Source organism: Corynebacterium sp. HMSC074H12, assembly GCF_001813755.1.
GTDB classification, from domain to species: domain Bacteria; phylum Actinomycetota; class Actinomycetes; order Mycobacteriales; family Mycobacteriaceae; genus Corynebacterium; species Corynebacterium hiratae.
Genome location: NZ_KV813927.1, coordinates 58715 through 85356, shown reverse-complemented (window position 1 = coordinate 85356; position 26642 = coordinate 58715). Strand labels below are relative to the sequence as shown.

Genomic DNA, 26642 nt, shown 5'->3' with positions numbered 1-26642 from the left:
TCCCCTGTCCTGAAAGGAATCTGTGTCCTATACCGCCCATGGCGCTGTCATTGATGTCACCGCCGATGCCCTCACGTTCCGCCGCTCCCAGCTTGCTGCGTCCCTCGGCGCACCGGCCCACGAGGCTCTCTCGATGGCCGATGCCACGAGCGTGGAGTGCACGGCGCCAACGGCCACGGGCTTCGGGCAGGTCGTGGTGCGCGGCACGGTCGATGCTGCGGGGAATGCTGGGGACACGGTCATCCGCTTCGCCCCAGGCCAGGACGCGGAGGCCTTCGCTCAGGCGGTCAAGGCCGCCCTCCGCGGCGAAGCGCCGGCGACCAGCAGCCGAGTCGACGGACTGAATTTCACCGCTGTCGATGTGGAAACCGCTAACGACAACTGGGGTTCGGTCTGCCAAATCGGCGCGGTCCGCTTCCGCGATGGTGAAGAAACTGAGTCCCGCACGTGGCTGTGTACTCCCCCGCCGGGTCTGGAGCACTTCGACGATGTCAACATCAGTATCCACGGCATCACAGCAGACGACGTCGCCGGCGCTTCCCCCTTCGCGGACGCCGCTGCCGAGCTCTTCGAGTTCCTCGGTTCCGACACGTTGGTCGCCCACAACGCGCAATTCGATTCCACCGCTTTGCGCAGTGGCCTCCAGAAGGCGGCGGCTCCAGTCCCAGAAGTGCGCCTAGCATGTTCGCTAGCGCTGGCTCGCGACGCCTCCCGCGCCGGCGTTATCGACGTGGCCAACCATAAGCTTCCCACCGTTGCCTCCTACATTGGCGCCGAAGATTTTCAGCACCACGAGGCCACGGCGGATGCCCGCGCCGCTGGGGAAATTGTCAGCGCCTTGGCTCAACGTTTTGGCCACTCCGGTTCCATCGAGGAATTGTTCTCTACCCGCGAGTTTGCACTGGGAACCTTAAGCGAGGATTCGGTTATCCCTGTCCTCCGCGCCAACACCGCACCGCTTTCCGCAGCAGACCTAGGCGCGGGTACAGATTTCCGCGACAACACCCGCATGGCGGGTGCTACCTCGGGTGCTCAGAAGAAACGCTCCTCCTCGCAGGAGCGCCGCGGGCCGGCCCCGTGGCAGTCCGTGTCCACCCCGGACACCATCCCGGATCCGAACCCCGATGCCGACCCGGAAGGCGCGTTGTTTGGCCAGAATGTCACCCTCACCGGTGACTTTGAGCCTTTCGACAAGGGCTTGTTGTGGTCCAAGATCGCTGAGCGCGGCGGCCAGGTAGGCAAAAACGTCACGAAGAAGACCACCATCCTCGTCGTGGGCCAGTGGGCCACCAAGACGTCGAAGGAAAAGCGTGCCGAAGAGCTGCAAAGCAACGGCCAGGACATCGCCATCTGGCAGTCCGACAAGCTCTTAGAGGAACTGCAGCTCGACGAAGCCCCACCGTTCTAGGCAGTAAAAGGCGCTAGGGCGCTAGGGCATCCAAGCTCTAGCGCGCAGTGAAATTTCTCTTCTCCGGTGGGAACCTGTGGGCGCAAGACACAGTCCAATAAAGGCAAGGAATCCGCACTAGCCTACCTTTCACGGAGACGAACACATGACCATCGCGCTGCCCACCTCGCTTCACGTCGATCACCTACTCCCTTCGCTCTGCCCGAGCGAAGAGCTCAACGGAATTAAGCTGTGCGATGATGGCTTCGGCGACTCGCCCGCGCGCATCCAGCTCTCGCGGACGCTATCGATGTCCATGGTGCACGGCACGGGTGCCGAAACCAAGCGCGTGAGCCAGCGTGCGTTGGACGATCTGGGCCTGACTACGCGCCAAGCGTGGGATACCGCAGCGCTTAATCTTCAACGCCGCGCGTTAACACAGCAGGGACTGCGTTTCTTTACCCGGCCAGCGGAGCAGAGTCTCAGCGGCGCTGAAGGCAGCCTCGAGGTGCGCGTGCATCGCTGCACCGTATCGTCGTGGTTGGCGCATCCGCAGGCCTTCGTTATCCTGGATAATCATCTGAAACGCTTGAGCCAAGCCACGAGTATTACCTACCTCGTTCCTGATGCGCACACCCTCTACGCGCTGCTGAACGTTTCCCCACAGCGAGCGACGGAACTGGCCTGCCGCGCGGCCGAGTTGCGCCCGCGCCATCGTCCCCCTCTGAGCCTGCAACCACTAGTATTGGCTAACGGCTTCCCTCTCGAGGTGTAGATACGCCTCACGTCATTCTTGCCGTGGCCGAAAGGAGTCACGTTCTTCACAATGCCTGAATCATCCATGTCCCGCCTGGGCAACCAGTACCACTCCTGGGTACGCGCGCACCCCACCGCGGCGCAAGACTTCCGCGACGCCATCGAGGACTTGCTGAACGACGCCGGAATTATCTTCGACCGCGTGGCCACCCGTGTAAAACAATGGCCGTCGCTCAAGGCCAAGGCGAAGAAGCGTCGAGAGAACGGCGAGCTCATGTATCCGAACCCGTGGGAGGATATTCACGATGTTTTGGGCGTGCGGATTACTGTCTTCCACTCCACGATTATCCCAGAGGCCCTGGAGGTTTTAGGAGAGACCTTTACCGTGCTTCGCTCAGTGGATAAGGCAGCGGAGACGCGAATTTCCGGTGGCTTTGGTTATGGCTCCCATCACTTGGTACTGACGGTATCGGAGGATAGCGCCGCCACGCTGGAGGAACTTGAGCCTTATATCGGCTGGACCTTCGAGATTCAGATTCGCACCGTACTCCAGCACGCGTGGGCCGAGTTCGAACACGATATCCGCTACAAACAGGGTCCGAATCCTCCCTCCCCACAGGTCGATCGGCTCTTTACGCTCGCCGCAGGCCTCATTGAGCTGGCGGATCAGCAATTCGATGAAATCGCCGCGCTCAAGGCACCCAGCTCTGAGGCCGGAGACGACGTCGAGATCACGGCCGAAACCCTCCCCGGCGTCCTCGCCATTATTCTGGGCAGCCGCTTCCCACGTTCGCGTTCGGAACACTATCGCTTCCTTGCCGAGCTGCTGGAGAACAACGGAATCACACACTTGAGCCAGCTCAGGCAACTGCTCGATGATGACGACATCGCCCACGTTCACGACGCCATGCGCTACCGCTTCCGCCCGGGCCAGGTCAGGCTTATCGACGACCTGCTGCTCAACAAATTCGGCGCCCAGCACATCGAGGCCACCGCCGATGCCGGCGACCGCAGGGACCGCAAGCGCCGCTTGAACGCGCGCCTGAAGGCCTTAAAGAACTTCCGGAATAATTAGCGGAATCCGCCGCGGAACTTCTCCATCTGCCGGCGCTCCTTCTTCGTGGGGCGGCCTGCACCGCGCGGGCGGACTGGGACGGAGGGCATGAACTCCTTCGGCGGTGGCGGCGGGGCATGGTCGATGTAGCAGGTCCGCGCGATGGGAGCGCCCACGCGCTTGGACACAGTGGCGAGCACCTCGAGATCATGTTCGTGGTGGTTGCGCCACACGCGCACGCGGTCGCCGGGGACAACCTGCTGCGCGGGCTTGGTGGCGTTGCCGTTGAGCTTGACGTGCCCGGCGCGCACCGCCGTGGCAGCTTCTGACCGAGTCTTGAACATGCGCACGGACCAGACCCAGGCGTCAATGCGGACGGGCCGCCCGTCGGGCTGATTCACCATAGGCGCTTAAAGGTTGTGGTTTTCGTTGACGATCTTCTGGATCTTTACCCAGTTGTAGGCGCCGCCGACCACGGCGACGATGAGGCCAATGGCCATACAGGTCCAGAAACCGGTAAGCGCCCAGCCCAAGAGCACACCGCCGGCGACGCCGCCCACGACACAGATAGCTCCGTTGCGTGCGTGGGTGCGCACGGCTTGCTTGCGTTGCTCAATGGGGTTGTTGGGGCGTCGCTGCATAGTCATGGGGCTTATTTTACATGGCCAGAAGCCCACACCCTTAAAGCTCCACCCAGGCTGTTCCGGCTTCCTTCGGCTCTACCCCACCCTGGGTCAGTGCCGCGAGCGTTGCAGCGAGTTTCTCCTCACCGCCGGGCTCAACGGACACGGTGAAGGTCACCGCCTGGCCATAAGCGGTATCCACCATGTCGACGCCGCGGTTGCGCAGCTCCGCTTCCAGCCGCCCGGCCTCCGCATGGGACACTTCGACGGTATAGAGCTCGCGCAAGGCACGCGTGACGGGCTCAACCTGCTCCATCGTCTCGCTGACGGCACCTCCATAGGCGTGCACGAGCCCGCCCGCGCCCAGCTTGATACCGCCGAAGTAGCGCACCACGACCGCACAGATATCGAGCAGTCCGGAGCCCTTCAGAACATCGAGCATCGGCTTGCCCGCCGTGCCGGAGGGCTCGCCATCATCGGAGGAGCGCTCCACTGGATTCGAGCCGTCAACGTGGTAGATGTAGGCCGAGCAGTGGTGGCGGGCGTCGGGGAAGCGGTCGCGGGCGGCGTCGATAAGCGTGCGTGCTTCCGCTTCCGTCGTGGCGCGGCCGATGAGGGTGATAAACCGCGAGCGCTTGATCTCAATCTCGTGCTCGACAATCTCACCGGCGGCGGGGCGCTGATAGCTCTCCAGCATTATGCGACGAGGAAGTCGTACTCAGGCGTGCCGGGCTGAAGCTGCTGGCAGTTGAGCTTCGATTTCTCCATGCGCTCCAGCAGTCCGTCGATACCTGCGGCACTCCCCAACTCGATACCCACCAGCGCGGCGCCGGTCTCACGGTTGTTGCGCTTGAGGTACTCGAACAGCGTGATGTCATCTTCTGGGCCAAGAACATCCTGGAGGAAGTGGCGCAACTGGCCGGGCTCCTGCGGGAAGTTCACCAGGAAGTAGTGCTTGAGTCCGCGGTGCACCAGGGAGCGCTCCATGATTTCGGCATAGCGAAGCACGTCATTATTGCCGCCGGAAATCACGCAGACCACCGTTGAGCCCGGCTGCAGGTTGAGAGTGCGCAGGCCGGTCACGCTCAGCGCGCCGGCGGGTTCGGCGATGATGCCCTCGTTTTGGTAGAGCGCGAGCTGCTCCGTGCACACGGCGCCTTCCGAGACGATGTCATGGTGCAGGCGGCCCTGGTTGGCTTCCAAAATCTTGAAAGGCAGCTCACCGATGCGCTTGACGGCAGCACCGTCGACGAAAGGATCGACGGTCTCCAGGGTCACCGGCTCACCGGCCGCAAACGCAGCGCTCAGCGACGCCGCCCCGGCCGGCTCAATGCCCACCACCGCGGTGCGCGGGGCCATATCGGCGAGGTAAGAGGTGATGCCGGAAATGAGTCCGCCGCCGCCCACGGGGACCACCACGGTATCCAAGGACTTGCCCATTGAGGACAGCTGGGACACGATTTCCGCGGCCACAGTTCCCTGACCGGTGACGGTATCGCGCGAGTCGAAAGGCTCGATGAAGAAGGCGCCGCGCTCGGCGGCATCCGCGTGCGCGGCCGCAGCCGCCTCGTCGAAGTTGGCGCCGGTGACCACCAACTCCACGAAATCACCACCGTGAACCAGGATGCGGTCGCGTTTTTGCTTCGGGGTCGGTTCCGGCACGTAGATCTTGCCGTGGATTCCCATGGTGCGGCAGGCGTAGGCGACGCCCTGGGCGTGATTTCCCGCCGAGGCGGTAACTATCCCCTGCGTGCGCTGCTCTTCGCTGAGATTTGACATGCCGTAAATAGCCCCGCGGATCTTGTAGGAGCGCACATCCTGCAGATCTTCGCGCTTCAGGTACACCTCATAACCTGTCTCTTGGGACAGGCGCGGGCAGTACTGCAGCGGAGTCGGGGCAATCTCCGAGCTAATTCGCGATTGGGCCAGTTGGATATCAGAGGCGTGGATAGGCTCGAAGTCTTGCGGGATGGTTGTCATGGTGGCTTATTTTAGCGCCCCGCTCTCCACGCGTCGCACATTACCTAGCATTCGACCGGTTCACCGAACGTTTACCCAGATCTCGTTTGGCCGCAACTTACTGTTCCCCAAAAGCACTAGGGGCAAACGTACGGTGGTGCGGAATCTTTTCGTCTCGCAACAAGGAGTCTTTCTGCATGTCTCGTTCTATCTCCCGCCGCTCCCTCACCCTGTGCGCTGCGACCGCCACGTGCCTTAGCCTGGCTGTACCGACTTCCTCGGCTGCGATTGTAGAGAATGTCATCGAACACTCTGCTGCCGACGCTAACCTCAAGGTCACCCCGATTGGCACCTATGAGTCTGGGGTCTACGAAGAGTCCGCCGCAGAGATCGTGGCCTTCCACCCGGCCTCCAAGCGCATTCTCACCGTCAACGCACACGCGGGCCAGATTGATGTCCTCGATGCTTCGGATCCGACCAAGCTCACGCTCATCGGTTCCATTTCTGCTGGCGAGGGCAAGGAAATCAACTCCGTGGCCGTGCGTCCCGATGGCCTGGCTGTGGCCGCCGTCCAGCAAGCGGACAAGACCGAGGAGGGCGAAGCACTGTTCTTCAACGCCGCGGCCGAGGACCTAGCGACCGCCGAATTAGGGCGCGTGATGGTGGGCGCTTTGCCGGATAACGTCCACATCACCGCCGATGGTGGCTACGCTCTCCTGGCTAATGAGGGCGAGCCCTCGAACGAGCTCAACGCCGAGGGCACCGATTACATCACGGACCCGGAAGGTTCCGTCTCCGTCATTAAGCTGCCGGAGGGTGTTGAGGCTTCAACCCAAGCGCACGCCCGTATCGCCGACTTCACAGCCTTCGACGGTCAGCCCCTGCCAGAGGGCGTGCGCGTCTTCGGCCCCTCCGGTCACGATTCCAAGCCCTCTATCGACTTCGAGCCGGAGTACATCACCTCCCAGGACGGCAAGGCCTTTGTAACGCTGCAGGAGGCCAACGCCATCGGTGTCATTGACATCGAGTCCGCCACCGTGGAAAAGATTCTGCCTGCACACATTGCGGATCACTCGACAGTCCCGCTGGACCCCTCGAACAAGGATGACAAGGCGGAGCTGCGCACCATCCCGGTTAAGGGTCTGTCCATGCCCGATTCCATCGGTGCCTTCACCGCTGGCGGCCAGACCTACTTCGCCACCGCGAACGAGGGCGACGCCCGCGAATGGGGCGTGGAGGAGAAGGACGGCGGTTCCGGCGTCTACACCGATGAGGTGGAGCTCAAGGACGTGGTCGAGGATGGCAAGGTGTGCGAGGGCGCGCTTGGCGACGTCGACCTGGACAAGCTCGCCGACAAGAAGGAAGCCGGCAACCTGAAGCTGAGCAACGCCTCTGGCTGGAACGAAGAGAAGGGCTGCTTCGACGAGCTTTATGCTTACGGCTCCCGTTCCTTTAGCATCTACGACGCGGAGGGCAACGTTGTCTTCGACTCCGGTGCCGAGTTCGAAAAGATCACCGCCGAGCTCAACGAGCCGGGCGTGTTCCACCACAACGCCGATAATGAGAGCGCCGAGTTTGATGACCGTTCCGACAACAAGGGCCCCGAGCCCGAGGCTCTCACCATCGGCACCGTGGGAGATCGCACATACGCCTTCATCGGCGCGGAGCGCGTCGGCGGCATCTTTGTCTACGACGTCACCGACCCTGCTAACTCTTCCTTCGTTACCTACGTCAACAACCGCGACTTCTCCACCGACGAGTCCGCTGCTGCCGGCGACCTAGGCCCGGAGGGCTTTGCCTTCGTCGACAAGGCGGACTCCCCCAACGGCGAGTACCTGCTCATCGTCGGCAACGAGGTATCCGGAACCACGACCGTCTACTCCGTTAAGGATCTCCTCGCTGGCGACAAGGACGACGAGGAGAATCCGGACGAGAATCCGGATGAGAACCCTGGCGATGACTCGCAGGACCAGGACGACCAGAACAAGGACGGCCAGAGCTCCCGCCCGTCCACCGCGGCCATCATCGCTGGTTCTGTCATCGGTGTCATCGCCGCCCTAGCCGCTGCCGTAGGCCTGCTGCGCGCCCCGGGTATCCGTGAAACGGTCCTCAGCCTGGCTCCTGCGCCGCTGCGCGAGCAGCTGGAGAAGTTCCTCTAGCCCCTACCGCGCTCCTGGGGAGGGCTGCTACATTGAGATGGGCTTGCTCGAAGCCCCTCCCCCTTTTTTCTCATCCCCTCGCATCCCTTCCCAAGGAGAACCCTCTGATTATGCGCCTTTCAACCTCCCTGATCGCAGTGTGCACCACGACCATGGCCCTGGTAACTCCGCTGGCTGCAGCCGACGACGCTTCTGGTAGCGCTCAGCCCGCCGCGCAGAGCCAGAGCGGACAGAACGGTCAGAGCTCCACTGGCGGAAGCTCGATGAACATCGGTCACACCAATACCTCCGGCCTCTCCGAGGAGTGCGCGGATGCGGTGCGCAAGGCGCGCGAGGAGCACGAAAACGCGGTGGCCGATGACACTGCGGGCTCGTCCTTCATGGGGCCGAAGGAGCTCGGACTCGGCATCCTTAACGGTTATGGTTCCTCCGGTATGCCGGAAGAGCCGGACTGCGTCCAGGAAGAAAAGGACGCTGAGCTGGAGAAGGAGTGGGACGAGATGCCGGACTGGGTACAGTCTGCACGCCCCAATGACACGGCCGAGGAAGTCTTTGCGTGGATCGGTGGCGCGGCTGCGTTACTTTCCGTCGGCATCAACCTGCTGGCCGCGGTCGCGCAGTCCAACCCGGCTGTCCTCAACGACCTGCGTGCCTTCCTCAAGAGCCACGGTTTCTACTGGGATAACACCAAGAAGAAGGAAGAGGCCGACGCGGCTGAGGAATAATTCCCTACCGTACGATCTCGAAGGCGCGAACCACACTTGGTTCGCGCCTATTTATTTCGTCCTCGGACGGGACCGCGCGCTAGAGCATTTGCGCGCCCCAGCCCCGGCGACGGGTTAGAACAGTTCCTCCGTAGCGATCTGTGCGCCTTCAACGAGGGACTCCAACTTTGCCCACGCGATCTGGTGGTGCAGGCGTCCGCCGAGACCGCAGTCCGTCGACGCGATGACGTTCTCGGGGCCCACCAACTCGGCGAAACGGATAATGCGATCCGCCACTAGGCGCGGGTGCTCCACCGCGTTTGTCGAGTGCGAAATCACGCCCGGGTAGATGACAGTGCCCTCCGGTAGCTTGTGGTCCTGCCACACGCGCCACTCGTGTGCGTGGCGCGGCGAGGCGCCCTCGAAGGAGAAGCCGCCGACCTTGGCCTGCAGGATCTCTTCAATGATGTCCGCGAACGGAATATCCGTCACGTGCGGGCCATGCCAGGAACCCCAGCAGATGTGCAGGCGGGTCTGCTCGCGCGGGATATCCTTGATGGACTCGTTGAGGATGTCAATGCGCTCGCGCAGGAATGCCTGGAAGTCCTCTACGGTCGGCTCCGGGACCACCGAGTCCCAAGCTTCGGCCAGATCCGGGGCATCGAACTGGACTGTTAGACCGGCATCGGTAATGGCCTTGTACTCCACCTTGAGCGCCTCGCCACACGCACGCACGAGATCGGACTCATCCTCGTAGTACTTGTTGGGCAGACGTGCCGCAGCACCCGGAGATAGGGCGGCGACGAAGCCTTCGGTGCCTTCGGGGAGGGCGTGGGCAAGCAGCTTCACGTCCGCCTCGACCTGCTCCTGGCCGATGTACGTAACCGGGCCGGTGAACTCCGGGTTAGCGACCTTCTTGCGGCCGGTAAAGATACCCGAATCCGGATCGTTGTAAGCTTCGGCGAACAGTGCGCGGTCGCGGCGATCCTTCATCGAGGAAAGGCGAATCTTGCCCGGCTCGGAACGGATCTTGTCACCGATTTCCCAGCGGTCCTTGTCCGTCATGGTCAATCCACCCAGGCGGGTAAAGGAGTAGTTCCACCAAGCTCCATAGTCCACAGCGCCGGAGGTGATGTGGCCGTACTCGCCCTCGTTGATGATGTCGATGCCGAGATCAACCTGGCGCTTGACCACGTCAGCAACCGAGCGCTGAAGAATCTCGTGGAACTTCTCATCGGAGATGGTGCCGGCAGAACGCTCGAGGTTAGCCTCCAGCAGCTCCTTGGTGCGTGGCAGCGAGCCGACGTGGGTGGTGCGGATCTTATTGACCATAGGAGGTACATTCCCTTTCAACTAGACTGTGCTGTCTAGCGTAACCCACGGGCGAAGCACAGCCCGCTTCGTTCTGCACTTTTATTCAGCACGCGGCCCCAGCAGGTGGGCTCACCCAAGGATGCCGGCGCCCATCGTCGCCTTGAGATCACCCATGAGGTTGCTGGAGCGCTCCACACGCAGATGTTCGCCGAGGACCATCATGGTGGACTCTTCGCCGTCGACAAGCGTGAGGTACACGTCGGACTCACCCTTGTTGTTGACCAAGACCTGCTTGAGCCGCGCAATGTTGTCCATCGTGCACTGATCCGTGCGCATGGTCAGTCGCAGCGGCAGGCCAGCACCGTTGCCCGGCCCCAAATCGGGAACGCGGATATCGGAGCAGAACAAGGACATGCGCTCATCGCGAATCTTCACCTGAACCTTGGCCAGGATGATATTGTCTTCCGCAATCTGCGGGGCCACCAGCGAGTACACCTGGTTGAACACGAGGATATCCACCTGGGCGCCGTTATGGTCCTCGATGCTGACGATGGCCCAGGGCGAGCCATCGCGCTTGGAAAAGCGCCTGTCGACGCCCGAGATAATGCCGCCGATCACCAGCTCCTGCCCGTTGCCGACTTCACCGTTGAGGATCTTGGTAATCGGGGTGTCGGTCTGCGCGTTGAGGGCTTCCTCGAAGCCATCGAGCGGGTGGCCGGACACGTACAGGCCGAGCATCTCCCTCTCCAAGGCCAGCTCGTGCTTTCGATCCCAGTTCTCATCTGGGATATCGATGGCGAAGGCGGAGACAGAGTCGCCCTGTTCATCACCACCGCCAAAGCCAGCGAAGAGGTCAAATTGGCCCTTGTCGGCTGCTTTTTTGGTAGTCTGCACCGAATCCACGGCATCCTCGTGGATGAGCATGAGGCCCTTGCGCGGGTGTTCCAGGGAATCGAAGGCTCCGGCCTTGATGAGGGATTCGGTCACGCGCTTCGAACAGGCCGCCAGCTCGATCTTCTCCAGGTAATCGGAGAAGGACGTGAAAGCGCCTTTCTCCCGGCGGGTCTTCACGATGGAATCCACCACTTCCCCACCGACGTTGCGGATAGCGCCCATGCCGAAGCGGATATCCTCGCCCACGGCCTGGAAGGTTTCTTGGGACTCATTGACGTCCGGGGAGAGCACGCGGATGCCCAGGTGGCGACAGTCGGCCAGGTAGATAGCGGACTTATCCTTCTTGTCACCCACCGAGGTCAGCAGCGCGGCCATGTACTCCGGCGCGTAATAGGCCTTCAGGTAAGCCGTCCAGAAGGACACCAACCCGTAACCGGCGGCGTGGGACTTGTTAAACGCGTAGGAGGCGAAGGGCTCAATGGTGCCCCACAGAGCGTCCATCGCTTCCTTGGAGTAGCCGTTATCCTTCATGCCGCCCCAGAACTTGTCATATTGCTGGGCCAGCACTTCCGGCTTCTTCTTACCCATGGCCTTGCGGAAGCCGTCTGCCTCGCCGGCGGTGTAGTTCGCCACCTTCTGCGAGATACGCATGATCTGCTCCTGGTACACAATGAGGCCATAGGTCTCATCCAGGATTTCCTTGAGCGGCTCCTCCAGCTCGGGGTGAATTGGGGTAATTTCCTTGCGGCCGTTCTTGCGGTCGGCATAATCCCAGTGCGCGTTCACACCCATCGGGCCCGGGCGGTAGAGCGCCAGCGACGCCACGATGTCCTTAAAGCCCGTTGGCTTCATGCGTTTGAGCAGCTCCTGCATGCCGCCGGAGTCCAGCTGGAACACGCCCAGAGTATCGCCGCGCGAGAGCAGGTCATAGACCTTTGAGGCATTCGGGTCGTCGGCATGGAGGTCTTCTAGGTGGACTTCCTCGCCGCGGTTCTTCTTGATGTTTTCCAGGCAGTCACCAATCACGGTGAGGTTGCGCAGACCCAGGAAGTCCATCTTCAGCAGGCCGATGGCCTCACAGGCCGGGTAGTCCCAGCCGGTGATGTAGGCGCCGTCGGCTGGGCGCTTCCACATCGGGATGTGGTCCATAAGCCGGACCGAGGCCATAATGACCGCGCAGGCATGCACGCCGGCCTGGCGGACCACGCCCTCGAGGCCGCGAGCGGTCTCGTAGATCTTCTTGACGTCCGGGTCAGTCTCAATCATCTGCCGGACCTCGGTCGCCTCCGAGTAGCGCTCGTGCTCGGGGTCCATGATGCCGGCGAGCGGGATGTCCTTGGCCATGATGGCAGGCGGCAGCGCACCGTTAATGCGGTCCGCCATCTGGAAGCCCGGCTGGCCAAAGTGCACCTTAGCGGAGTCCTTAATGGCCTGCTTGGTCTTCACGGTGCCGAAGGTAATCACCTGGGCAACCTTGTCCTCGCCCCACCGCTCGGCGGCGTAAGTAATCATCTCGCCGCGGCGGCGATCATCGAAGTCGATATCGATATCCGGTGCGGACGGACGCTCCGGGTTCAAGAATCGCTCAAAGAGCAGGCCGTGCTCGATGGGGTCAATGTTGGTAATGGTCAGCGCGTAGGCCACGAGTGCACCGGCCGCCGAACCACGACCCGGACCGACGCGAATGCCGATGGACCGCGCGTGTTTGATGAGCTCGGCCACGATGAGGAAGTAAGAGGGGTAGCCCTTCATGTCGATGACGCTGATCTCGTACTCAGCGCGATCGATGTACTCCTGCGGCACATCCCCACCGTTGAAGCGATCCTTCAGTCCTTCCATCACCTCGTGGGTCAGCCAGGAGGTTGGGGTGTGGCCCTCGGGGACGTCGGCAATCGGCATGCGATCGTGGGTGTGCTCCTCCCAAATCGCACCGTAGTCCTGCACGCGCTCCGCAATCCACAGGGTGTTATCGCAGGCCTCCGGCACCATGTGATCCCACAGTTCGCGCATCTGCGCGGCGGACTTGATGTAGTAGCCGGTGCCATCGAACTTGAAGCGATCCGGGTCCATGAACGTCTTACCGGTCTGCACGCACAGCATGGCCTCGTGCGCCGGGGCTTGGGACTCCAGCACGTAGTGGCAGTCATTGGTCACCAACGGCGGCAAGTCCAGCTTGCGGCCGATCTCCAGCAGGCCGTCGCGCGTGCGCTTCTCGATGTCCAGCCCATGGTCCATGAGCTCCAGGAAGAAGTTGTCCTTGCCGTAGATGTCCTGCCACATCGCGGCAGCCTCGAGAGCCTCGTTGAACTGGCCCAAGCGCAGGCGGGTCTGCACGTCGCCGGAGGGGCAGCCGGTGGTCGCGATGATGCCTTCGGCGTGCTCGGCAATAAGCTCCGCGTCCATGCGCGGCCACTTTCCTAACTGGCCCTCGTAGGAAGCCAAGGAGGAAAGCTTGAACAGGTTGCGCAGCCCGGTTTCATTCTCCGCCAACATGGTCTGGTGCAGGTAGGCACCGGAGGCAGAGACGTCATCGCGCTTCTGGTCCGGGGTTCCCCACAGCACGCGCTTCTTGTTGAAACGTGACTCAGGAGCCAGGTAGGCCTCGATGCCGATGATTGGTTTAATGCCGGCGCTGGTCATCCTTTGATAGAAGGCATTGGATCCATACATGTTGCCGTGGTCGGTCATACCGACTGCCGGCATGCCTTGGCGGAGAACCTCATCCGCCAACATGTCCACCTTGGCCATGCCGTCCAGCATGGAAAATTCGGTGTGGTTGTGCAGATGGACGAAGGAGGAGTTTTTGGCCATGCGGCTCATCTTAGCGGGGCCGTCAAACTTCGCCCGTAGGTCCTCGTTAAGGTACATTTTCTTAAATGTTCTACACTATTGCCGCCTATCTCATGTGGGGCTTCTTCCCAGCGTTCTTCCCGCTGCTGCGCCCCGCCAGCCCGTTTGAGATCTTGGCCCACCGCATCGTGTGGACTGCGGTTCTCGTCACCGCAATGCTGCTGGTGACTGGTGGCTGGCGCGAGCTCCGCGCATTCAGCTTGCGCACCTGGGGGTGGATGTTCGCCTGCGGCGTGGCCATCACCATCAACTGGGGTACCTATGTCATCGCCATCAACAGCGATCACGTGGCCGATGCCGCACTGGGCTATTTCATTAACCCGCTCGTCTCCGTGGCCCTCGGCATTATCTTCCTCAAGGAGAAGCTGACGAAGGCGCAGGTGGCGTCGGTCAGCATCGCCTTCATCGCGGTGTTGTGGCTGACCTTTATGACGGGCCAGGCCCCCTATTATTCGCTGGCCTTGGCCTTCAGCTTCGGAATCTATGGCCTGCTGAAGAAACGCATCACGGTCTCCTCGATGGGCTCAGTGGCCGCGGAAACCTTGGTCATGCTCCCCTTCGCGCTGGTCTACCTGGGCTACCTCCAGGCACAGGGCGAATCCACCTTCACGACCGAAGGCCCCGAGCACGTCGCACTGCTGGTCACCTCCGGCCTCGTCACCGCTCTGCCGCTGTTGTGTTTCGCCCAGGGCGCTAAGCACCTGCGCCTGTCTACGCTCGGCATGCTGCAGTACATGACCCCCATCATGCAGATGCTGTGGGCGCTGTTCGTGACCCAGGAGCACATGTCCACCGAACGCTGGATTGGCTTTGCCATCATCTGGGTTGCGGTGATCATCTACCTTGCAGACTTGGTGCGCATGGGCCGCGCTTCTCGACGCCGCGCCCGCCTCCACCCCGCCGACGCGTCACCCACCGCAGAGGGCTAACGGCGCTTCAGCTCCTCGCGCGCCTGCTTAGCCTCGGCGCGCCGGGCGGATTCCTCGCGTGCATTAAGCGCCCACCGCGGCATGAGGATGGCCATGGCGATGCAGTAGATGGCCACCACGATGAGAATGCCGAAGGTGAGCTTGTCCGCTCCCCAGATTCCTTGCGCGATGGCGGCCCCAGAGGCGATGAACGCGCCCGCCCACATCAAGAGGTAGGCAAAGCGGTAGTTCGGCGGCCACTCGGATGTGTTGGGAAACAGGCGCATGTCTTCTCCTCGGCTGTTCTAGCGGTTCTCATTCTGTCCGACGTTGGCGGGCGGGCGCACGCCGAAGGAGCCCCACGCGGCGTCAGCGGGCGCGACCTCCACGGTATCGACCCGCGGATCGTTAGCGAGGGCGCGCAGTTGACTCCCCCCGGAATAGACCACGACGGCATCGACCTTCGCTGGTGCATCCTCCGCCATGTCACGGGCATGGTCGGCCACGCGGGCCAAGACGGTATCGATAACGTCGGCGCGCGTGGCGCCGGCGACAGGCTCGGGGACCGCGATGGGCGCGGCCAGCCCGATCACGATGGCATCCATGCGCTCGACGGGCTGCAGGGCGTCGCTCACGTCCTGCGGACTCAGCGGCTCGCGAAAGCCCACCAGCGCGTAGGCCGGATCGGTTGCGTGCGCTAATGAGGTCTCCGCGCGCTCCCGATAATCGGCCGCGCTCTCCGAGCCATCAGGGCCAAGTTGGTCTCCCTGCACCGCCGTGCTGGGCTGCGTTCCGAAAAGCCCGAAGGCGACCACCACGGCCAAGGCGAGCACGGCCAACAGCACCAGCGCCGCGGCACGGCGGCGCCGGTAGATGCGTTGGCTGGTGCTTCGCTGCGGGCTCATCCGCGCAAAACCTCCACGGCGTGCTTGAGATCGTCCGGGTAGGGTGCAGTGCACTCGAACCACTTGCCGGTTCCCGGGTGGGTAAAGCCGAGTTCGACCGCGTGCAGCCATTGACGGCTCAGGCCCACGCGCTTGGCTAGGTTCGGGTCACAGCCATACATCGGATCGCCGACACAGGGATGCCCGGTGGCGGACATGTGGACACGGATCTGGTGGGTTCGGCCGGTCTCCAAATGAACCTCGAGGAGGCTAGCCTCGCGGAAGGCCTCCAACAGCTTGTAATGTGTCACGGCCGGTTTGCCGTCATCGACGACCCCAAATTTCCAGCCCGCCGAAGGATGACGGCCAATGGGTGCATCAATGGTCCCCACGATGGGATCCGGCAGGCCCTGCACCACGGCGTGATAGGTCTTCTGCACGGTGCGCTCGCGGAAGGCGTTCTTGAGTTGGGAGTAGGCGCGCTCGCTGGCGGCCACCACCATGACGCCTGAGGTCCCCACGTCGAGACGGTGGACAATACCCTTGCGTTCGGTAGGGCCGGCGTCGGCAAGCGCATAGCCTGCTGCCCGCAGCCCGCCGATGACGGTGGGCCCATCCCAACCCAACGTGGGGTGCGCAGCCACACCGACGGGCTTGCACACGCAGATGATGTCCTCGTCCGCGTAGAGGACATCCATGCCCTCCACCAGCTCGTCCTTGGGGATGAGCGGTTCCTCAGGCGCTGGCATCATGACGTCGATCCAGCCGCCAGCACTTAAGCGCTCGGACTTGCCCACGGCGGCACCATCGATTTCCACGTCTCCCGCCGCGCACAACTGGGCCACCCGGGCCCGCGAAATACCCAAGAGCTTGGCCAGGGCGGCATCCGCACGCATGCCTTCTAAGCCCTCGGGCACCGGCAACCTACGACTTTCACGCATCAAGCTTCCCCCGCTTCCTGCTCTTGTGGCTTTTCTTTCATCTCTGCCCAGAACATCGCGCTGATAAAGACCACGACGCCACAGGTAATGGCCGCATCTGCAATATTGAAAACAGCGAAGCTGCCCACGGAGATGTAATCCACCACGTGCCCAAACCAAAACCCCGGCTCACGCACGAGGCGGTCGATGAAGTTGCCCAGGGCACCTCCGGCGATCATGGCCAGGCCTATCGCCTGCCACTTATCGTGAATGCGCGGGGCGGCGATGGCCACACCAATGATGAAGGCCAATTGGATCGTGGTAAACAGCCACGTCGATCCCTCCCCGCCCATAGAGAAGGCGGCGCCGGGGTTAAACAGAAGGTAGAAACGGAACCAGTCACCGATTACCGGCAACGCTTCACCTTCAGTGAGGATGGACAGCATCAGCGCCTTCACGGCTTGGTCGACGGCAGCCACACCGAGCACCACCGCGACCATCACTCCGATATAACTCCTTGCTTTCACCCGTTCCATTCTAAACAGGCTCATCCGGTAATTTGGAATGCGTGTTTCGTGTGAGAGCCCTAGCAGTCCTGTCCGCCACCGTCCTGGGAGTCGCCGGCGCGCTCGCCGGCTGTTCCTATTCCCAGCCGGCCAAGCCCGTCGAGGAGCCAGTGGGGCTGGCCCTCGATGCCCCGCGCGTGACCCTCCTAGAACCAGGTGACGGCGCCGGTCAGGTCCTGGCTTTTAAGGACCTCGATGCCACGCAGGAACTCACCTATGAGGTCGCCACGGGCTTCGACCAGCAGCTACGCAAGGACGGCAGCGCCGCCCCTTCACCGGAAGCTCAGGACAAGGTCACTCTTCCGCTCCAGGCCTCGGTGGAGGCTGCCACCGAGAATGTCGAAGGCCAACTTCCAGCCAGCCGCAACGCGTTCGTCACCGTCGGAAAGCCGGAGGCTGACGGCGCGGATGTCTCCTCCGCCGAGGGCTTCCAGTTTGGATGGCGCGGCACGGATACGGGCCAGATGAACTCGCTGCGCCTGGCCGCCCCGCAGGCGGCGACCGATCAGGCCCGCAGCACCGTCGAGCGCGCCATCACCAGCCTGACCTCACTGCCCATCGTCTTCCCTGATGAGGAAATCGGCCCGGGTGCGACGTGGGTGGTGGAATCGCGCGTCACTGGCGAATCCACGCTGTTGCAAACCACGACCTATACCTTGGACAAGCTGGACGGGGATATCGCTGAGCTCAGCGTGAAGATTGAGCAGCGGCCTTCCCTGGGCGCACTGTCCTTCGACGGCGCCGACGCCCCCGAAGAGCTACGTGGCAAGGAGCTGAAGGTTACGGACCACACATCGACCTCGGAGGGCTCCGTTACCGTTGATCTGACCAAGCCGCTTCCCACCGCCGGCGATGTCTCCGTGACCACCGCGATTTCTTATGGTGCGGAAGGCTCTGATCTTCGCGTGGTGCAGACCAGCGCCACCGAGATGGAGTTCACCACCGAGTAGCCTGCTTCGCGCCACACCTTCTCCTGCGCGCGAGCACCGCCAGACAGCCTCCGCACAAGGCAGCGCCCACCACCTGGCTGGCATGAGATCCAGCGAGTGGCGGGCGCTTAAGTTATGAAAACCCGGGTTTACTGGGCGGGAGCCTCAGCACCTTCTGCGGGGGCGTCGGCAGGCGCCTCAGCGCCTTCCTCGGCGCCAGCGCCTTCCGGCACGGAGTCCGCACACATCTCCGGGACCTCTTCCGGCGGGACGATGTTGGTGACCAAGACACAAGCCCAGGTCTTAGACAGCTTCCACGTGCCGCCCTCGTTGATGAACTCCACCTGGTCAGCGGTCTGCTGCTGGCCATCAGGGGTGTTGATGTGGACGGTAGCGAGCGCGGAATCCGGCACGAGGCCCGGGATGACCGGGGCCACAACCTCGAAGGTGGCACCGGATTCGGCCTGGGACTGCGACATGACGTCGAAAAGCTCCGGCGCCGTTTCGCTGCCCTGCACCAGCTGCACCTTCTCTTCCTGCGGCAGGTTCGGGTCGGCAGCCTTAGCCAAGATCTCGTTGAGTTCCTCCACGGAGGGCATCTCGGTGGAGACAACCTGCGAGGCGGAGGTTTCGCCCGAGGGCTTAGCGGCGGTGCTGTTCTCGGCCGCGCCGTCGTCGGAAGACGAGCAGGCGGACAGGGCAGTCGCGGCGCCCAAAGCCAGGACGGCGGCGCTCAGCTTGAAGGATTTCACAAATACTCCTCACGTTGGGGATCGTGGTTCATCCCTTTTACTCTAGCGCCCGCGAGCTTCACCCTGGGTTTCCCGCGCAGGTGTGCGCCTGTAGTAGCCTGCTGGCATGACTTTTGCACTCATCGCCACCGGTGGCACCATCGCCTGCACGACGGTCCGTGACGGCTCCCTCGTCCCCACCGTCAGCGGCCAGCAGCTGGCCGCATCCCTAGGCACTGCGGGCAGCCCTCACGATATCGAGGTGGTGGAGTTCCGCGCCCTGGACTCCAGCTCGATTACTTTGGCAGACCTCGATGAGCTGCTGCTGTGCGTACGTGACCAGCTGGCCCGCTCGGACATCGACGGCGTCCTCATCACCCATGGCACCGATTCTATGGAGGAGACCGCCCTAGCGTTGTCCCTCTTTAACTTAGGTGCAGGTTCCATCGTGCTCACGGGCGCGCAGCGCGCCTTTGACCACCCGGATGGTGACGGACCGCGCAACCTGCGCGATGCTTATGAACTTCTGTGTTCTGGGAAGCCGGGTGTGTGGGTGCAGTTTGGCGGCCGCACCATCCCTGGGCGCGGTGCGCGCAAGTGGCACACGTCGCAGCTCAACGGCTTTGAGGAGCTGCCGGTGGGAGAAACCTCCTTAGAGCCCCTCCCCCTGGCGCCCTTGGCTGAGCACCCAGTGGAGATCATCGCGGCCTACCCGGGGGCCGGCGCCACGCTTGTCGACGCCTCCCTCCCCCACACCTCCGGCCTCGTCATCGAGGCGATGGGCTCCGGCAACATGGGCGCGGAGATGGGTGCCGGCGTAACCCGCGCGCTACAGGCGGGTGTGCCCGTGGTGATTAGCACCCGCACGCCTTATGGAGTGACAAAGCTGGCCTATGGCGGTGCAGGCGGTGGAGCCACCTTGGGCGAAATGGGCGCGGTGGCTTCCGGCGGATTCCGCGCAGGCCAAGCCCGCATCATGCTCGCCGCTGCCCTCGCCACGGGTACCCCGGTGGGCGAGATGTTTAGCTCGACCCCGCCTGCCACGACCTATACCGCGGGCTAGCTGTCCTCTCGTGGTGGGGCCTCTACCGCGTCCTCGGGGTCGGCGTCTTCATCCGGCGGGATGTCCTCCCACGCCAGTGAGTCCAGCGGGTCGGCGGGGCGGAGGTCTTCATCCTCAGCCGCGAAGGAGCGCACGAACCCCGGGCCCGTAGCGCGGGTTTCAAAGCGCACACTGACCACCCCGTGGCCCGCGCCCTGAATCCAGCCGTGGCCGAAGTCGGGGTGGTAGACGTCTTGGGTCGCTCGCCACCGGTGTCTCAGCGATTCTTCGGAATCCGCAGCTCCGCCCGCCGGGGAAACACTCTCGGGGACAGATGGCGTCCCAGGCAGATAATCACTGACCCCGGTTTCGTAGTCGGTGTCCGGTGCCCGGCGCACAATCTCACGATCCAGTTCCGGAAAGAGCACGTCTTGGCGGGCCTCTTCCAGCCCTGAGTAGCTCACGCCCACCAGCCTGATCGGTCCGAGCTCCTCCGGGTAGCGGGCCAAGCTCAGTGCTTTGGCTTCGAGCACCTTCAGGTCATCGGTGGCGTAGGGCAAGGTGGCTGAGCGTGACTCGATGTGAAAGTCCGCCATCCGCAGCTTCACCGTCACCGTGCGCGCGCCGCGCCCATCCTTGAGCAACCGAGAATGAGCACCGTGTGCCGCGCGGATCAGCGCCGCGTCTACCTCGGCCGCCGTGCGCAGATCCGTTGGGTAGGTGAATTCGGTGGAGATCTGTTTGGCAATCGCGCGCGGGGCGACGGGGCGCTCATCAATTCCCTGGGCAAGCTCCCACAGCTGCACCCCCACCACGCCGCCGAGTGAAATCTCGACTTCCTTGCGGCTCATCGCCGCCAACTGGCCGATGGTCTCCACTCCGATGGCGGCCAATTTCTGCTGCGTAACTGGGCCCGCTCCCCAGAGCTTGCCCACCGGCAGCGGGTGAATGAGCTCGTCGAAGCGCTCCTGCGGGACCACGAAGGTGCCATCCGGTTTAGCTTCCCCAGAGGCGATCTTCGCGCTCTGCTTTCCCGCACCCGCTCCAATAGAGCTGGGCAGGCCCGTCTCCGTTCGAATCACGCGGCGGAGGTTCTCTGCCCACTCGCGGACCTCGGCTGGTGAGGCACCGACGAGTGCCTCAGGCTCCATAAAGGCCTCATCGATAGATAGTTGTTCGATTACCCCGGCGTGCTGCGCAATAATCCCAAACACCCGGCGCGAGGCTGCCGAATAGACCGCCCGGCGCGGTTGCACCACCACGGCTCGATAACCCACAAGCTGCTGCGCGCGGAACATGGGCATGGCGGAATGCGCACCATAAGCGCGCGCTTCGTAGGACGCACCCGCGACGACCCCGCGGCCGGATGTCCCTCCCACCAACACCGGCCGGCCGCGCAGGGTGGGGCGGGTGAGCTGTTCCACCGAGGCAAAGAACGCATCCATGTCGATGTGAAGAACCCAGCGCTGCATAGCTACAAGTCTAAAACATATATTCGCATCCACAAGGAAGCCCTCGGCAGGCAAAGAGAACTAGCTCTCACGCGCGGCATGAGTGATCTATGCCCCACGATTGGCGTGTGGTACTAGACACTAAGCCCCACATGCATGCATCATGTATGCATGCAAAAAGACAAGGTACCTGCCGCAGAAAGGGCCTATGAGCACCTCAAGCGCCGCATCATCGATGACGAGGTCGATGACTCGGACATGCTCTCCGAAGCCGCCCTTGCCACCGAGCTAGGAATGAGCCGCACCCCGGTGCGTGAGGCGTTCCTCCGGTTGGAGATGGAGGGCTTTTTGAAGCTCTACCCCAAGCGCGGCGCGTTGGTCGTTCCCATCAGCCCCCGCGAGATCCGAGAGGTTTACGAGGCACGCCTCCTCGTGGACGAGCACTCTGCCCGCCACATCTGCGAGCTCCCCGCCGAAGAGCGTGGCCTTATCGCTGATGTCCTCGATGCCACGATCGAGGAACAGAAAGCCGCCCTCGACAACTCTGATCTGCGCACTTACACCCAACTGGACGCAAAGTTCCACCAGACCATCATGGACAACGGCGGCAACCGCCTGCTGGCGCACCTCGGCCACACGCTGCGCGAGCGCCAACAGCGTTTTACCGCCACCGCCATCGGCCGCAGCGTTGAGAAGGCCCGCGCCTTCGTGGCCCAGCACGCAGTGCTTGCCGACGCCCTCCGCTCCGGCGACATCGACTCCTACCTCACCGAACTCCACTCCCACCTCAACTCCTCAAGGAAGCAACTGTGACTGTCTCTGCGCATTCGAACCCTGCTGTCGAGGCGCCCACCACCGAGCACGACGCCATTCTGGACACCGACGCTGCCGAAAGCCCCACCTCCTCGCGTTCGTCTATCCACTCGGACGGAACGCCGCTGTCGCCGCGCGCGTGGTTCCCCGTCGCCGGTTCCATGATCGCCGTGGCGTGGGGTGGAAACGAGTTCACCCCGCTGCTGGTGATGTACCGCGAGACCTCCAACTTTTCCCAGGTGACAGTCAACGGGCTCTTGGCCGCCTACGTCGTGGGCATCATCCCCGCCCTTCTGATCGGCGGCCCACTGTCCGATCTGCTTGGCCGCCGCCCCCTGTTACTCCCCGCAGCGCCACTGTCTTTGGCGGGGTCTTTCTTGCTGTCCATCGCGCCCAACGAGCCACTCATCATCGCGCTGGGGCGTGTCCTATGCGGCATGGCTTTGGGCTTGGTCATGGCCGTGGGCTCAACGTGGATTACGGAGCTCATCACGAGGGCTGGCGGTGACCCGGCGGCGGGCGCCCGCAAGGCTTCCTTGTGTTTGACTGCCGGCTTCCTCGTCGGCGCGGGCATCGCTTCGGTGCTCGCCCAGTGGGGTCCGTGGCCGACGCACACGGCTTATATCCTCCACATGCTGCTTACGTTGCTGACCGCCGTGTGGATCCTGCATACTCCGGAGACCCGCCAGCCCACCCGGGGCGACGTCAAGACCACCATCTTGGAGCTTCGGGTGCGCGACATGCTGGAGATGCTGCACATTCCCGCCGTTGCTCACAAGCGTTTCCTACGCGTCGTCGTCCCTGTGGCCCCGTGGGTATTCGGTTGCGCGGGAGCGGCCTATGCGCTCCTGCCACAGCTGTTGTCCGACTCGGCAGGCGATGCCCCCATCGCTTTCTCCGGCCTGATGACCGTTATCACCCTGGGGTGCGGTGTCGCTGTCCAGATGTTGGGCCGACTGGTGGATACCCATAAGTCTGCGCGCGCCTCGGCGCTGGCCATGTTCGTCATCACAGTCGGCGCCATCCTCGGAGCCTTCGCCGCCCACTCGCTCTCCCTGCCGCTCGGCATCGCCGCCGCCGCGACCATGGGCGCAGGATACGGCCTGGCACTCGTCGCCGGCTTGTCGGAGGTCCAACGCATCGCGGGCGAGCGTGAGCTCGCCGGCCTGACCGCCGTGTACTACTCCATTTCCTACACCGGTTTCTTCATCCCGATGGCTTTCAGCGCCCTCGCACCTTACCTTGGTTTCACCGCGTTGTTCAGCATCGGTAGCTTCTTGGCTCTGGTCTGCCTCATCAATGTCATCCTTGCTTGGCGCGCGCACCTGCCCGGCACTCGCCGCTAGCACCGGCCCCACCAGTCGGGCGCCCTCCCCTGGGCCGCACTGCGCTACCTGTGCACAGACGCTAAAAGCTCCGCCTCCCGGATCCGGGAGGCGGAGCTTTTTCTGCGACCGTTAACGTCGCTGTTGCCGTCTTAGGCCTTAGCCACCGTGGCGGTCACGCCCTTGAGAACGTCGTGGACGTTCTTGTCGGCACCAGCCTCGAGAGGCTGGGTCGTCACGGTGAAGTCGACGGCGAGTACCTCTGCCGCGATGTGCTCGCGGTGGCGGTTGGCCCACTCTTCCTTCTCCGCGGGGACAGACAGGGCCACGGTGATGCGGTCGGTGACCACGAAGTCCTCGGCCTTGCGGGCATCCTGCAGGCCGCGGATGACATCCGCGGCCCAGCCCTCAGCCTCCAGCTCTTCGGTGACGTTGGTATCCAACACCACTAGGCCATCCACGCCGTCCACGCGCGCCGTGGACTCCGGGTTCGCCGCCTTGAGACGTTCCGTGTACTCGTCCGGGGTCAGGCGGATATCGCCGTCGACGATAACCTCCTCGCCGTCGCGCTCGTAGTTGCCCGCCTTCAGGTTCTTGATGGCGCGCTGTACGTCCTTGCCCAAGCGAGGGCCCGCCACCTTGGCGTTGCAGACTACTTCGAAGGTGCCGACCTCATCGACATCATCGGTCAGCTCAACGTCCTTGACGTTGACCTCATCGCGGATGATGTCCTTGAAGTCGGCCAAGCGAGCCGAATCCGGCATCGCCACCGTCAGCTTCGGCAGCGGCAGGCGGTTACGCAGCTTATTGGACTTGCGCACAGACGACGCCGCCGAAGCCACCGCGCGGGTGGCATCCATAGCGGCCACCAGGTTCGCGTCAGCCGGGTAGTCCTCAGCCTTCGGGTAGGAAGCCAAGTGCACGGAACGCTCACCGGTCAGGCCGCGGTAGATGACCTCAGCCACGTGCGGTAGCAGCGGAGCCACCACGCGGGAGACGGTCTCCAGCACCGTGTAGAGGGTGTTGAAAGCCTCTGCGTGGGTCTCCTCGCCCTCCCAGAAACGGTCGCGGGAGCGGCGCACGTACCAGTTAGTCAAGGCATCCGCGAAGAGGCGAACCTCCTCGGTTGCCGTAGCAATATCGGTATTCGCCAACGCATCATTCGTGTTCTTTACCAAGTCATGCGTCTTGGCCAAGATGTAGCGGTCCAGCACGTTAGTGGAGCTGACATCGAACTTCGCGTCCTGGGAAGCGTAAAGCTGCAGGAAGGTGTAGGCATTCCAGATCGGCAGGATAGCCTGGCGCACGCCCTCACGGATGCCCTGTTCGGTGACGATGAGGTTGCCACCGCGCAAGATCGGCGAGGACATGAGGAACCAGCGCATGGCATCCGAACCATCGCGGTCAAAGACCTCGTTAACGTTCGGGTAATTGCCCTTGGACTTGGACATCTTCAGGCCGTCATTGCCCAGAACGATGCCGTGGGCCACAACCTTCTTGTAGGCCGGGCGGTCAAAGAGCGCGGTGGACAGCGCATGCATAACGTAGAACCAGCCGCGGGTCTGACCGGAGTACTCCACGATGAAATCAGACGGCGAGTGGGTCTCAAACCACTCCTTGTTCTCAAACGGGTAGTGCTTCTGGGCAAACGGCATCGAGCCGGACTCAAACCAGCAATCCAACACATCCGGCACACGGCGCATCGTGGACTTGCCCGTCGGATCATCCGGGTTCGGGCGGGTCAGCTCATCGATGTGCGGGCGATGCAGGCTGGTGGGGCGCACGCCGAAGTCACGCTCCAGCTCATCCAGGGAGCCGTAGACATCCACGCGCGGGTACTCCGGGTCATCGGAGATCCACGCCGGGATCGGAGCGCCCCAGTAGCGGGTACGAGAGATGTTCCAATCGCGAGCGCCCTCCAGCCACTTGCCGAACTGGCCGTCACGGATGTGCTCCGGCAGCCACTCGATCTCGTTGTGGTTGAGCTCCACCATGCGGTCACGGAACTCGGTCACCTTGACGAACCATGCCGGCAACGCCATGTAGATGAGCGGCTCGCCGGAGCGCCAGGAGTGCGGGTAGGAGTGCTCGATGGTCACGTGGCGCACCACGCGGCCAGCTTCCTTCAGGTCCTTGATGATGCCCTTGTTAGCGTCGAAGACCAGCTGGCCCTCGTAAGGTGGCACCTGCGAGGTGAACTTGCCATCCTCATCCACCGGAATGACCAGGCCCACACCGTACTTCTGGCAGGTGAGCATATCGTCCTCACCGAAGGCCGGAGCCTGGTGGACCACACCGGTACCGTCCTCAGTGGTGACGTAATCTGCGAGCAGCAGCTGGTAGGCATTCTCGACATCCGGGAAGAAATCGAAGATGGGCTGGTACTTAAAGCCCTCGAGCTCAGCGCCCTTGAACGTCTTGAGAACTTCCGCCTCACCCAGCTCCTTGGCCAGGGTGCCGGTGAGCGCCTCGGCCATGATGAAGGTGCGGCCAGCAAAGTCGCCCTCGGTGGCCTTGAACAGGACGTAGTCGACCTCCGGGTGGACCGCCAAAGCCAGGTTGGACGGCAGGGTCCACGGGGTGGTGGTCCAGGCGAGGAAGGAGGCGTCGGCAAGCTCGGCGTTATCCGCCAACGTCTTCTCCGCCGCGCTTCCCTCCACAGCGCCCGCTACCGGGAAGGTCACCGTCAGGGTCGGATCCTGACGCATCTTGTAGGAATCATCCAGGCGCGTCTCCTGGTTCGACAGCGAGGTGTGCTCAGCCCAGGAGTACGGCAGAACCCTAAAGCCCTGGTAGATCAGGTCCTTGTCATAGAGCTCCTTAAACGCCCACATCACGGACTCCATGTAGTTCAAGTCCATGGTCTTGTAGCCGTTTTCAAAGTCCACCCAGCGAGCCTGGCGGTTGACGTACTCTTCCCATTCATCGGTGTACTCGAGCACAGACTTGGCGCAGTACTCGTTGAACTTCTCCAGGCCCATCTCCTCGATCTGGGCCTTGTCGGTGATGCCGAGCTGCTTTTCTGCCTCCAGCTCCGCTGGCAGACCGTGGGTGTCCCAGCCGAAGACGCGCGGAACGTGGTTGCCGGCCATAGTGCGGTAGCGCGGGACGATGTCCTTGACGTAACCGGTCAACAGGTGGCCGTAGTGCGGCAGACCGTTGGCAAAGGGAGGGCCATCATAAAAGACGTACTCGGGGCAGCCCTCGGTTTGCTCGAGGCTGGCTTTAAAGGTGTCGTCGGCCTTCCAGTACTTCTGGACTTCCTGCTCCATATCGGGGAAACGGGAAGACCCAGCAGTCATATCAACTTTGGGATAAACGCTGCCGACGTTCGCGGGGTTGCTACTCATCTAAAAATTCCTTCACTCGTTCG

23 protein-coding genes are annotated in these 26642 nt (G+C 62.9%); 10 read left to right on the top strand and 13 right to left on the bottom strand.

The window, feature by feature from the left end; all coding sequences use genetic code 11:
• The first annotated feature begins 22 nt into the window (after window positions 1-22).
• The 3 genes from HMPREF2932_RS08235 (at window position 23) to HMPREF2932_RS08225 (ending at window position 3218) form a co-directional block, all read left to right on the top strand.
• Window positions 23-1408 carry a 3'-5' exonuclease gene (locus HMPREF2932_RS08235; protein ID WP_070515713.1) on the top strand — a complete coding sequence of 462 codons (1386 nt, stop codon included), beginning with the start codon at window positions 23-25 and terminating at the stop codon, window positions 1406-1408.
• Window positions 1409-1553: 145 nt separating this feature from the next.
• A complete protein-coding gene (locus HMPREF2932_RS08230) occupies window positions 1554-2162 on the top strand; it encodes a hypothetical protein (RefSeq protein ID WP_070512523.1) in 609 nt (202 codons plus the stop codon).
• A 51-nt stretch (window positions 2163-2213) separates the two neighbouring features.
• On the top strand, window positions 2214-3218 hold the full coding sequence (locus HMPREF2932_RS08225; protein WP_071409977.1) for a GTP pyrophosphokinase: 1005 nt from the start codon (window positions 2214-2216) through the stop codon (window positions 3216-3218).
• On the opposite strand, the gene HMPREF2932_RS08220 is transcribed toward HMPREF2932_RS08225, so the two are convergent.
• The 4 genes from HMPREF2932_RS08220 to ilvA are packed head-to-tail and all read right to left on the bottom strand — an operon-like array spanning window position 3215 to window position 5800.
• Window positions 3215-3601 carry an RNA-binding S4 domain-containing protein gene (locus tag HMPREF2932_RS08220; protein ID WP_010190494.1) on the bottom strand — a complete coding sequence of 129 codons (387 nt, stop codon included), beginning with the start codon at window positions 3599-3601 and terminating at the stop codon, window positions 3215-3217. The genes HMPREF2932_RS08225 and HMPREF2932_RS08220 overlap by 4 nt on opposite strands.
• Before the next feature lie 6 nt (window positions 3602-3607).
• Complete coding sequence (locus HMPREF2932_RS08215) at window positions 3608-3844, bottom strand: hypothetical protein (protein ID WP_070546804.1); 237 nt, start codon at window positions 3842-3844, stop codon at window positions 3608-3610.
• Window positions 3845-3878: 34 nt separating this feature from the next.
• Window positions 3879-4517 (bottom strand): YigZ family protein, encoded by a 639-nt coding sequence (locus HMPREF2932_RS08210; protein WP_071409976.1) that lies wholly within the window; start codon window positions 4515-4517, stop codon window positions 3879-3881.
• Window positions 4517-5800 (bottom strand): threonine ammonia-lyase IlvA, encoded by a 1284-nt coding sequence (ilvA, locus tag HMPREF2932_RS08205; RefSeq protein WP_070515721.1) that lies wholly within the window; start codon window positions 5798-5800, stop codon window positions 4517-4519. The genes HMPREF2932_RS08210 and ilvA overlap by 1 nt, the downstream gene beginning before the upstream one ends.
• A 176-nt stretch (window positions 5801-5976) precedes the next feature.
• Here ilvA and HMPREF2932_RS08200 point away from each other — a divergent pair, with 176 nt between their 5' ends.
• Window positions 5977-7938, top strand: coding sequence for a choice-of-anchor I family protein (locus HMPREF2932_RS08200; RefSeq protein WP_071409975.1), 1962 nt, complete (start codon window positions 5977-5979; stop codon window positions 7936-7938).
• 110 nt (window positions 7939-8048) lie between these two features.
• Window positions 8049-8663 (top strand): hypothetical protein, encoded by a 615-nt coding sequence (locus tag HMPREF2932_RS08195; protein ID WP_070515724.1) that lies wholly within the window; start codon window positions 8049-8051, stop codon window positions 8661-8663.
• Between the two features lie 114 nt (window positions 8664-8777).
• On the opposite strand, the gene HMPREF2932_RS08190 is transcribed toward HMPREF2932_RS08195, so the two are convergent.
• Both HMPREF2932_RS08190 and dnaE read right to left on the bottom strand, forming a co-directional pair.
• Window positions 8778-9974 (bottom strand): cobalamin-independent methionine synthase II family protein, encoded by a 1197-nt coding sequence (locus HMPREF2932_RS08190; protein WP_070546811.1) that lies wholly within the window; start codon window positions 9972-9974, stop codon window positions 8778-8780.
• A gap of 111 nt (window positions 9975-10085) precedes the next feature.
• The gene (gene dnaE / locus HMPREF2932_RS08185; protein WP_070546904.1) at window positions 10086-13661 is read right to left on the bottom strand and encodes a DNA polymerase III subunit alpha; all 3576 of its coding nucleotides are present in this window, start codon (window positions 13659-13661) and stop codon (window positions 10086-10088) included.
• Window positions 13662-13726: 65 nt separating this feature from the next.
• Here dnaE and rarD point away from each other — a divergent pair, with 65 nt between their 5' ends.
• A complete protein-coding gene (gene rarD / locus HMPREF2932_RS08180; RefSeq protein ID WP_071409974.1) occupies window positions 13727-14629 on the top strand; it encodes an EamA family transporter RarD in 903 nt (300 codons plus the stop codon).
• On the opposite strand, the gene HMPREF2932_RS08175 is transcribed toward rarD, so the two are convergent.
• The 4 genes from HMPREF2932_RS08175 to lspA are packed head-to-tail and all read right to left on the bottom strand — an operon-like array spanning window position 14626 to window position 16948.
• Window positions 14626-14895: a type II secretion system protein gene (locus HMPREF2932_RS08175; protein ID WP_070512502.1), complete on the bottom strand. Its 270-nt coding sequence runs from the start codon at window positions 14893-14895 to the stop codon at window positions 14626-14628. The genes rarD and HMPREF2932_RS08175 overlap by 4 nt on opposite strands.
• An 18-nt stretch (window positions 14896-14913) precedes the next feature.
• Window positions 14914-15513 (bottom strand): hypothetical protein, encoded by a 600-nt coding sequence (locus HMPREF2932_RS08170; protein ID WP_070512499.1) that lies wholly within the window; start codon window positions 15511-15513, stop codon window positions 14914-14916.
• A complete protein-coding gene (locus HMPREF2932_RS08165) occupies window positions 15510-16433 on the bottom strand; it encodes an RluA family pseudouridine synthase (RefSeq protein ID WP_071409973.1) in 924 nt (307 codons plus the stop codon). The genes HMPREF2932_RS08170 and HMPREF2932_RS08165 overlap by 4 nt, the downstream gene beginning before the upstream one ends.
• On the bottom strand, window positions 16433-16948 hold the full coding sequence (lspA, locus tag HMPREF2932_RS08160; RefSeq protein ID WP_071409972.1) for a signal peptidase II: 516 nt from the start codon (window positions 16946-16948) through the stop codon (window positions 16433-16435). Before lspA ends, HMPREF2932_RS08165 begins: the two co-directional genes overlap by 1 nt.
• Before the next feature lie 32 nt (window positions 16949-16980).
• On the opposite strand from lspA, the gene HMPREF2932_RS08155 reads away from it, so the two are divergent.
• A complete protein-coding gene (locus HMPREF2932_RS08155) occupies window positions 16981-17928 on the top strand; it encodes a DUF6263 family protein (protein WP_070512489.1) in 948 nt (315 codons plus the stop codon).
• A 128-nt stretch (window positions 17929-18056) separates the two neighbouring features.
• Here the strand turns inward: HMPREF2932_RS08155 and HMPREF2932_RS08150 are convergent, their stop codons facing one another.
• Entirely contained in the window at window positions 18057-18659 is a 603-nt protein-coding gene (locus HMPREF2932_RS08150) for a WKL family lipoprotein (RefSeq protein WP_046647983.1), read from the bottom strand.
• A gap of 106 nt (window positions 18660-18765) precedes the next feature.
• On the opposite strand from HMPREF2932_RS08150, the gene HMPREF2932_RS08145 reads away from it, so the two are divergent.
• Window positions 18766-19701: an asparaginase gene (locus HMPREF2932_RS08145; RefSeq protein WP_071409971.1), complete on the top strand. Its 936-nt coding sequence runs from the start codon at window positions 18766-18768 to the stop codon at window positions 19699-19701.
• Here HMPREF2932_RS08145 and HMPREF2932_RS08140 read toward each other — a convergent pair.
• The gene (locus HMPREF2932_RS08140; protein WP_049155282.1) at window positions 19698-21152 is read right to left on the bottom strand and encodes a DNA polymerase IV; all 1455 of its coding nucleotides are present in this window, start codon (window positions 21150-21152) and stop codon (window positions 19698-19700) included. The two genes, HMPREF2932_RS08145 and HMPREF2932_RS08140, sit on opposite strands and share 4 nt — an antisense overlap.
• A 150-nt stretch (window positions 21153-21302) precedes the next feature.
• On the opposite strand from HMPREF2932_RS08140, the gene HMPREF2932_RS08135 reads away from it, so the two are divergent.
• Entirely contained in the window at window positions 21303-21944 is a 642-nt protein-coding gene (locus HMPREF2932_RS08135; RefSeq protein WP_071409970.1) for a GntR family transcriptional regulator, read from the top strand.
• Window positions 21941-23290 carry an MFS transporter gene (locus HMPREF2932_RS08130; RefSeq protein WP_049155277.1) on the top strand — a complete coding sequence of 450 codons (1350 nt, stop codon included), beginning with the start codon at window positions 21941-21943 and terminating at the stop codon, window positions 23288-23290. Before HMPREF2932_RS08135 ends, HMPREF2932_RS08130 begins: the two co-directional genes overlap by 4 nt.
• 131 nt (window positions 23291-23421) lie before the next feature.
• Here HMPREF2932_RS08130 and ileS read toward each other — a convergent pair whose 3' ends face one another.
• Entirely contained in the window at window positions 23422-26619 is a 3198-nt protein-coding gene (gene ileS, locus HMPREF2932_RS08125; RefSeq protein WP_071409969.1) for an isoleucine--tRNA ligase, read from the bottom strand.
• Between the last annotated feature and the right edge of the window lie 23 nt (window positions 26620-26642).

Bases quoted from the DNA above. Each gene is read 5' to 3' on its own strand.
- HMPREF2932_RS08230 (WP_070512523.1), top strand. From the start codon at position 1,554: ATGACCATCGCGCTGCCCACCTCGCTTCACGTCGATCACCTACTCCCT.
- HMPREF2932_RS08225 (WP_071409977.1), top strand. From the start codon at position 2,214: ATGCCTGAATCATCCATGTCCCGCCTGGGCAACCAGTACCACTCCTGG.
- HMPREF2932_RS08220 (WP_010190494.1), bottom strand. From the start codon at position 3,601: ATGGTGAATCAGCCCGACGGGCGGCCCGTCCGCATTGACGCCTGGGTC.
- HMPREF2932_RS08215 (WP_070546804.1), bottom strand. From the start codon at position 3,844: ATGACTATGCAGCGACGCCCCAACAACCCCATTGAGCAACGCAAGCAA.
- HMPREF2932_RS08210 (WP_071409976.1), bottom strand. From the start codon at position 4,517: ATGCTGGAGAGCTATCAGCGCCCCGCCGCCGGTGAGATTGTCGAGCAC.
- ilvA (WP_070515721.1), bottom strand. From the start codon at position 5,800: ATGACAACCATCCCGCAAGACTTCGAGCCTATCCACGCCTCTGATATC.
- HMPREF2932_RS08200 (WP_071409975.1), top strand. From the start codon at position 5,977: ATGTCTCGTTCTATCTCCCGCCGCTCCCTCACCCTGTGCGCTGCGACC.
- HMPREF2932_RS08195 (WP_070515724.1), top strand. From the start codon at position 8,049: ATGCGCCTTTCAACCTCCCTGATCGCAGTGTGCACCACGACCATGGCC.
- HMPREF2932_RS08190 (WP_070546811.1), bottom strand. From the start codon at position 9,974: ATGGTCAATAAGATCCGCACCACCCACGTCGGCTCGCTGCCACGCACC.
- dnaE (WP_070546904.1), bottom strand. From the start codon at position 13,661: ATGGCCAAAAACTCCTCCTTCGTCCATCTGCACAACCACACCGAATTT.
- rarD (WP_071409974.1), top strand. From the start codon at position 13,727: ATGTTCTACACTATTGCCGCCTATCTCATGTGGGGCTTCTTCCCAGCG.
- HMPREF2932_RS08175 (WP_070512502.1), bottom strand. From the start codon at position 14,895: ATGCGCCTGTTTCCCAACACATCCGAGTGGCCGCCGAACTACCGCTTT.
- HMPREF2932_RS08170 (WP_070512499.1), bottom strand. From the start codon at position 15,513: ATGAGCCCGCAGCGAAGCACCAGCCAACGCATCTACCGGCGCCGCCGT.
- HMPREF2932_RS08165 (WP_071409973.1), bottom strand. From the start codon at position 16,433: ATGCGTGAAAGTCGTAGGTTGCCGGTGCCCGAGGGCTTAGAAGGCATG.
- lspA (WP_071409972.1), bottom strand. From the start codon at position 16,948: ATGGAACGGGTGAAAGCAAGGAGTTATATCGGAGTGATGGTCGCGGTG.
- HMPREF2932_RS08145 (WP_071409971.1), top strand. From the start codon at position 18,766: ATGACTTTTGCACTCATCGCCACCGGTGGCACCATCGCCTGCACGACG.
- HMPREF2932_RS08140 (WP_049155282.1), bottom strand. From the start codon at position 21,152: ATGCAGCGCTGGGTTCTTCACATCGACATGGATGCGTTCTTTGCCTCG.
- HMPREF2932_RS08135 (WP_071409970.1), top strand. From the start codon at position 21,303: ATGCAAAAAGACAAGGTACCTGCCGCAGAAAGGGCCTATGAGCACCTC.
- ileS (WP_071409969.1), bottom strand. From the start codon at position 26,619: ATGAGTAGCAACCCCGCGAACGTCGGCAGCGTTTATCCCAAAGTTGAT.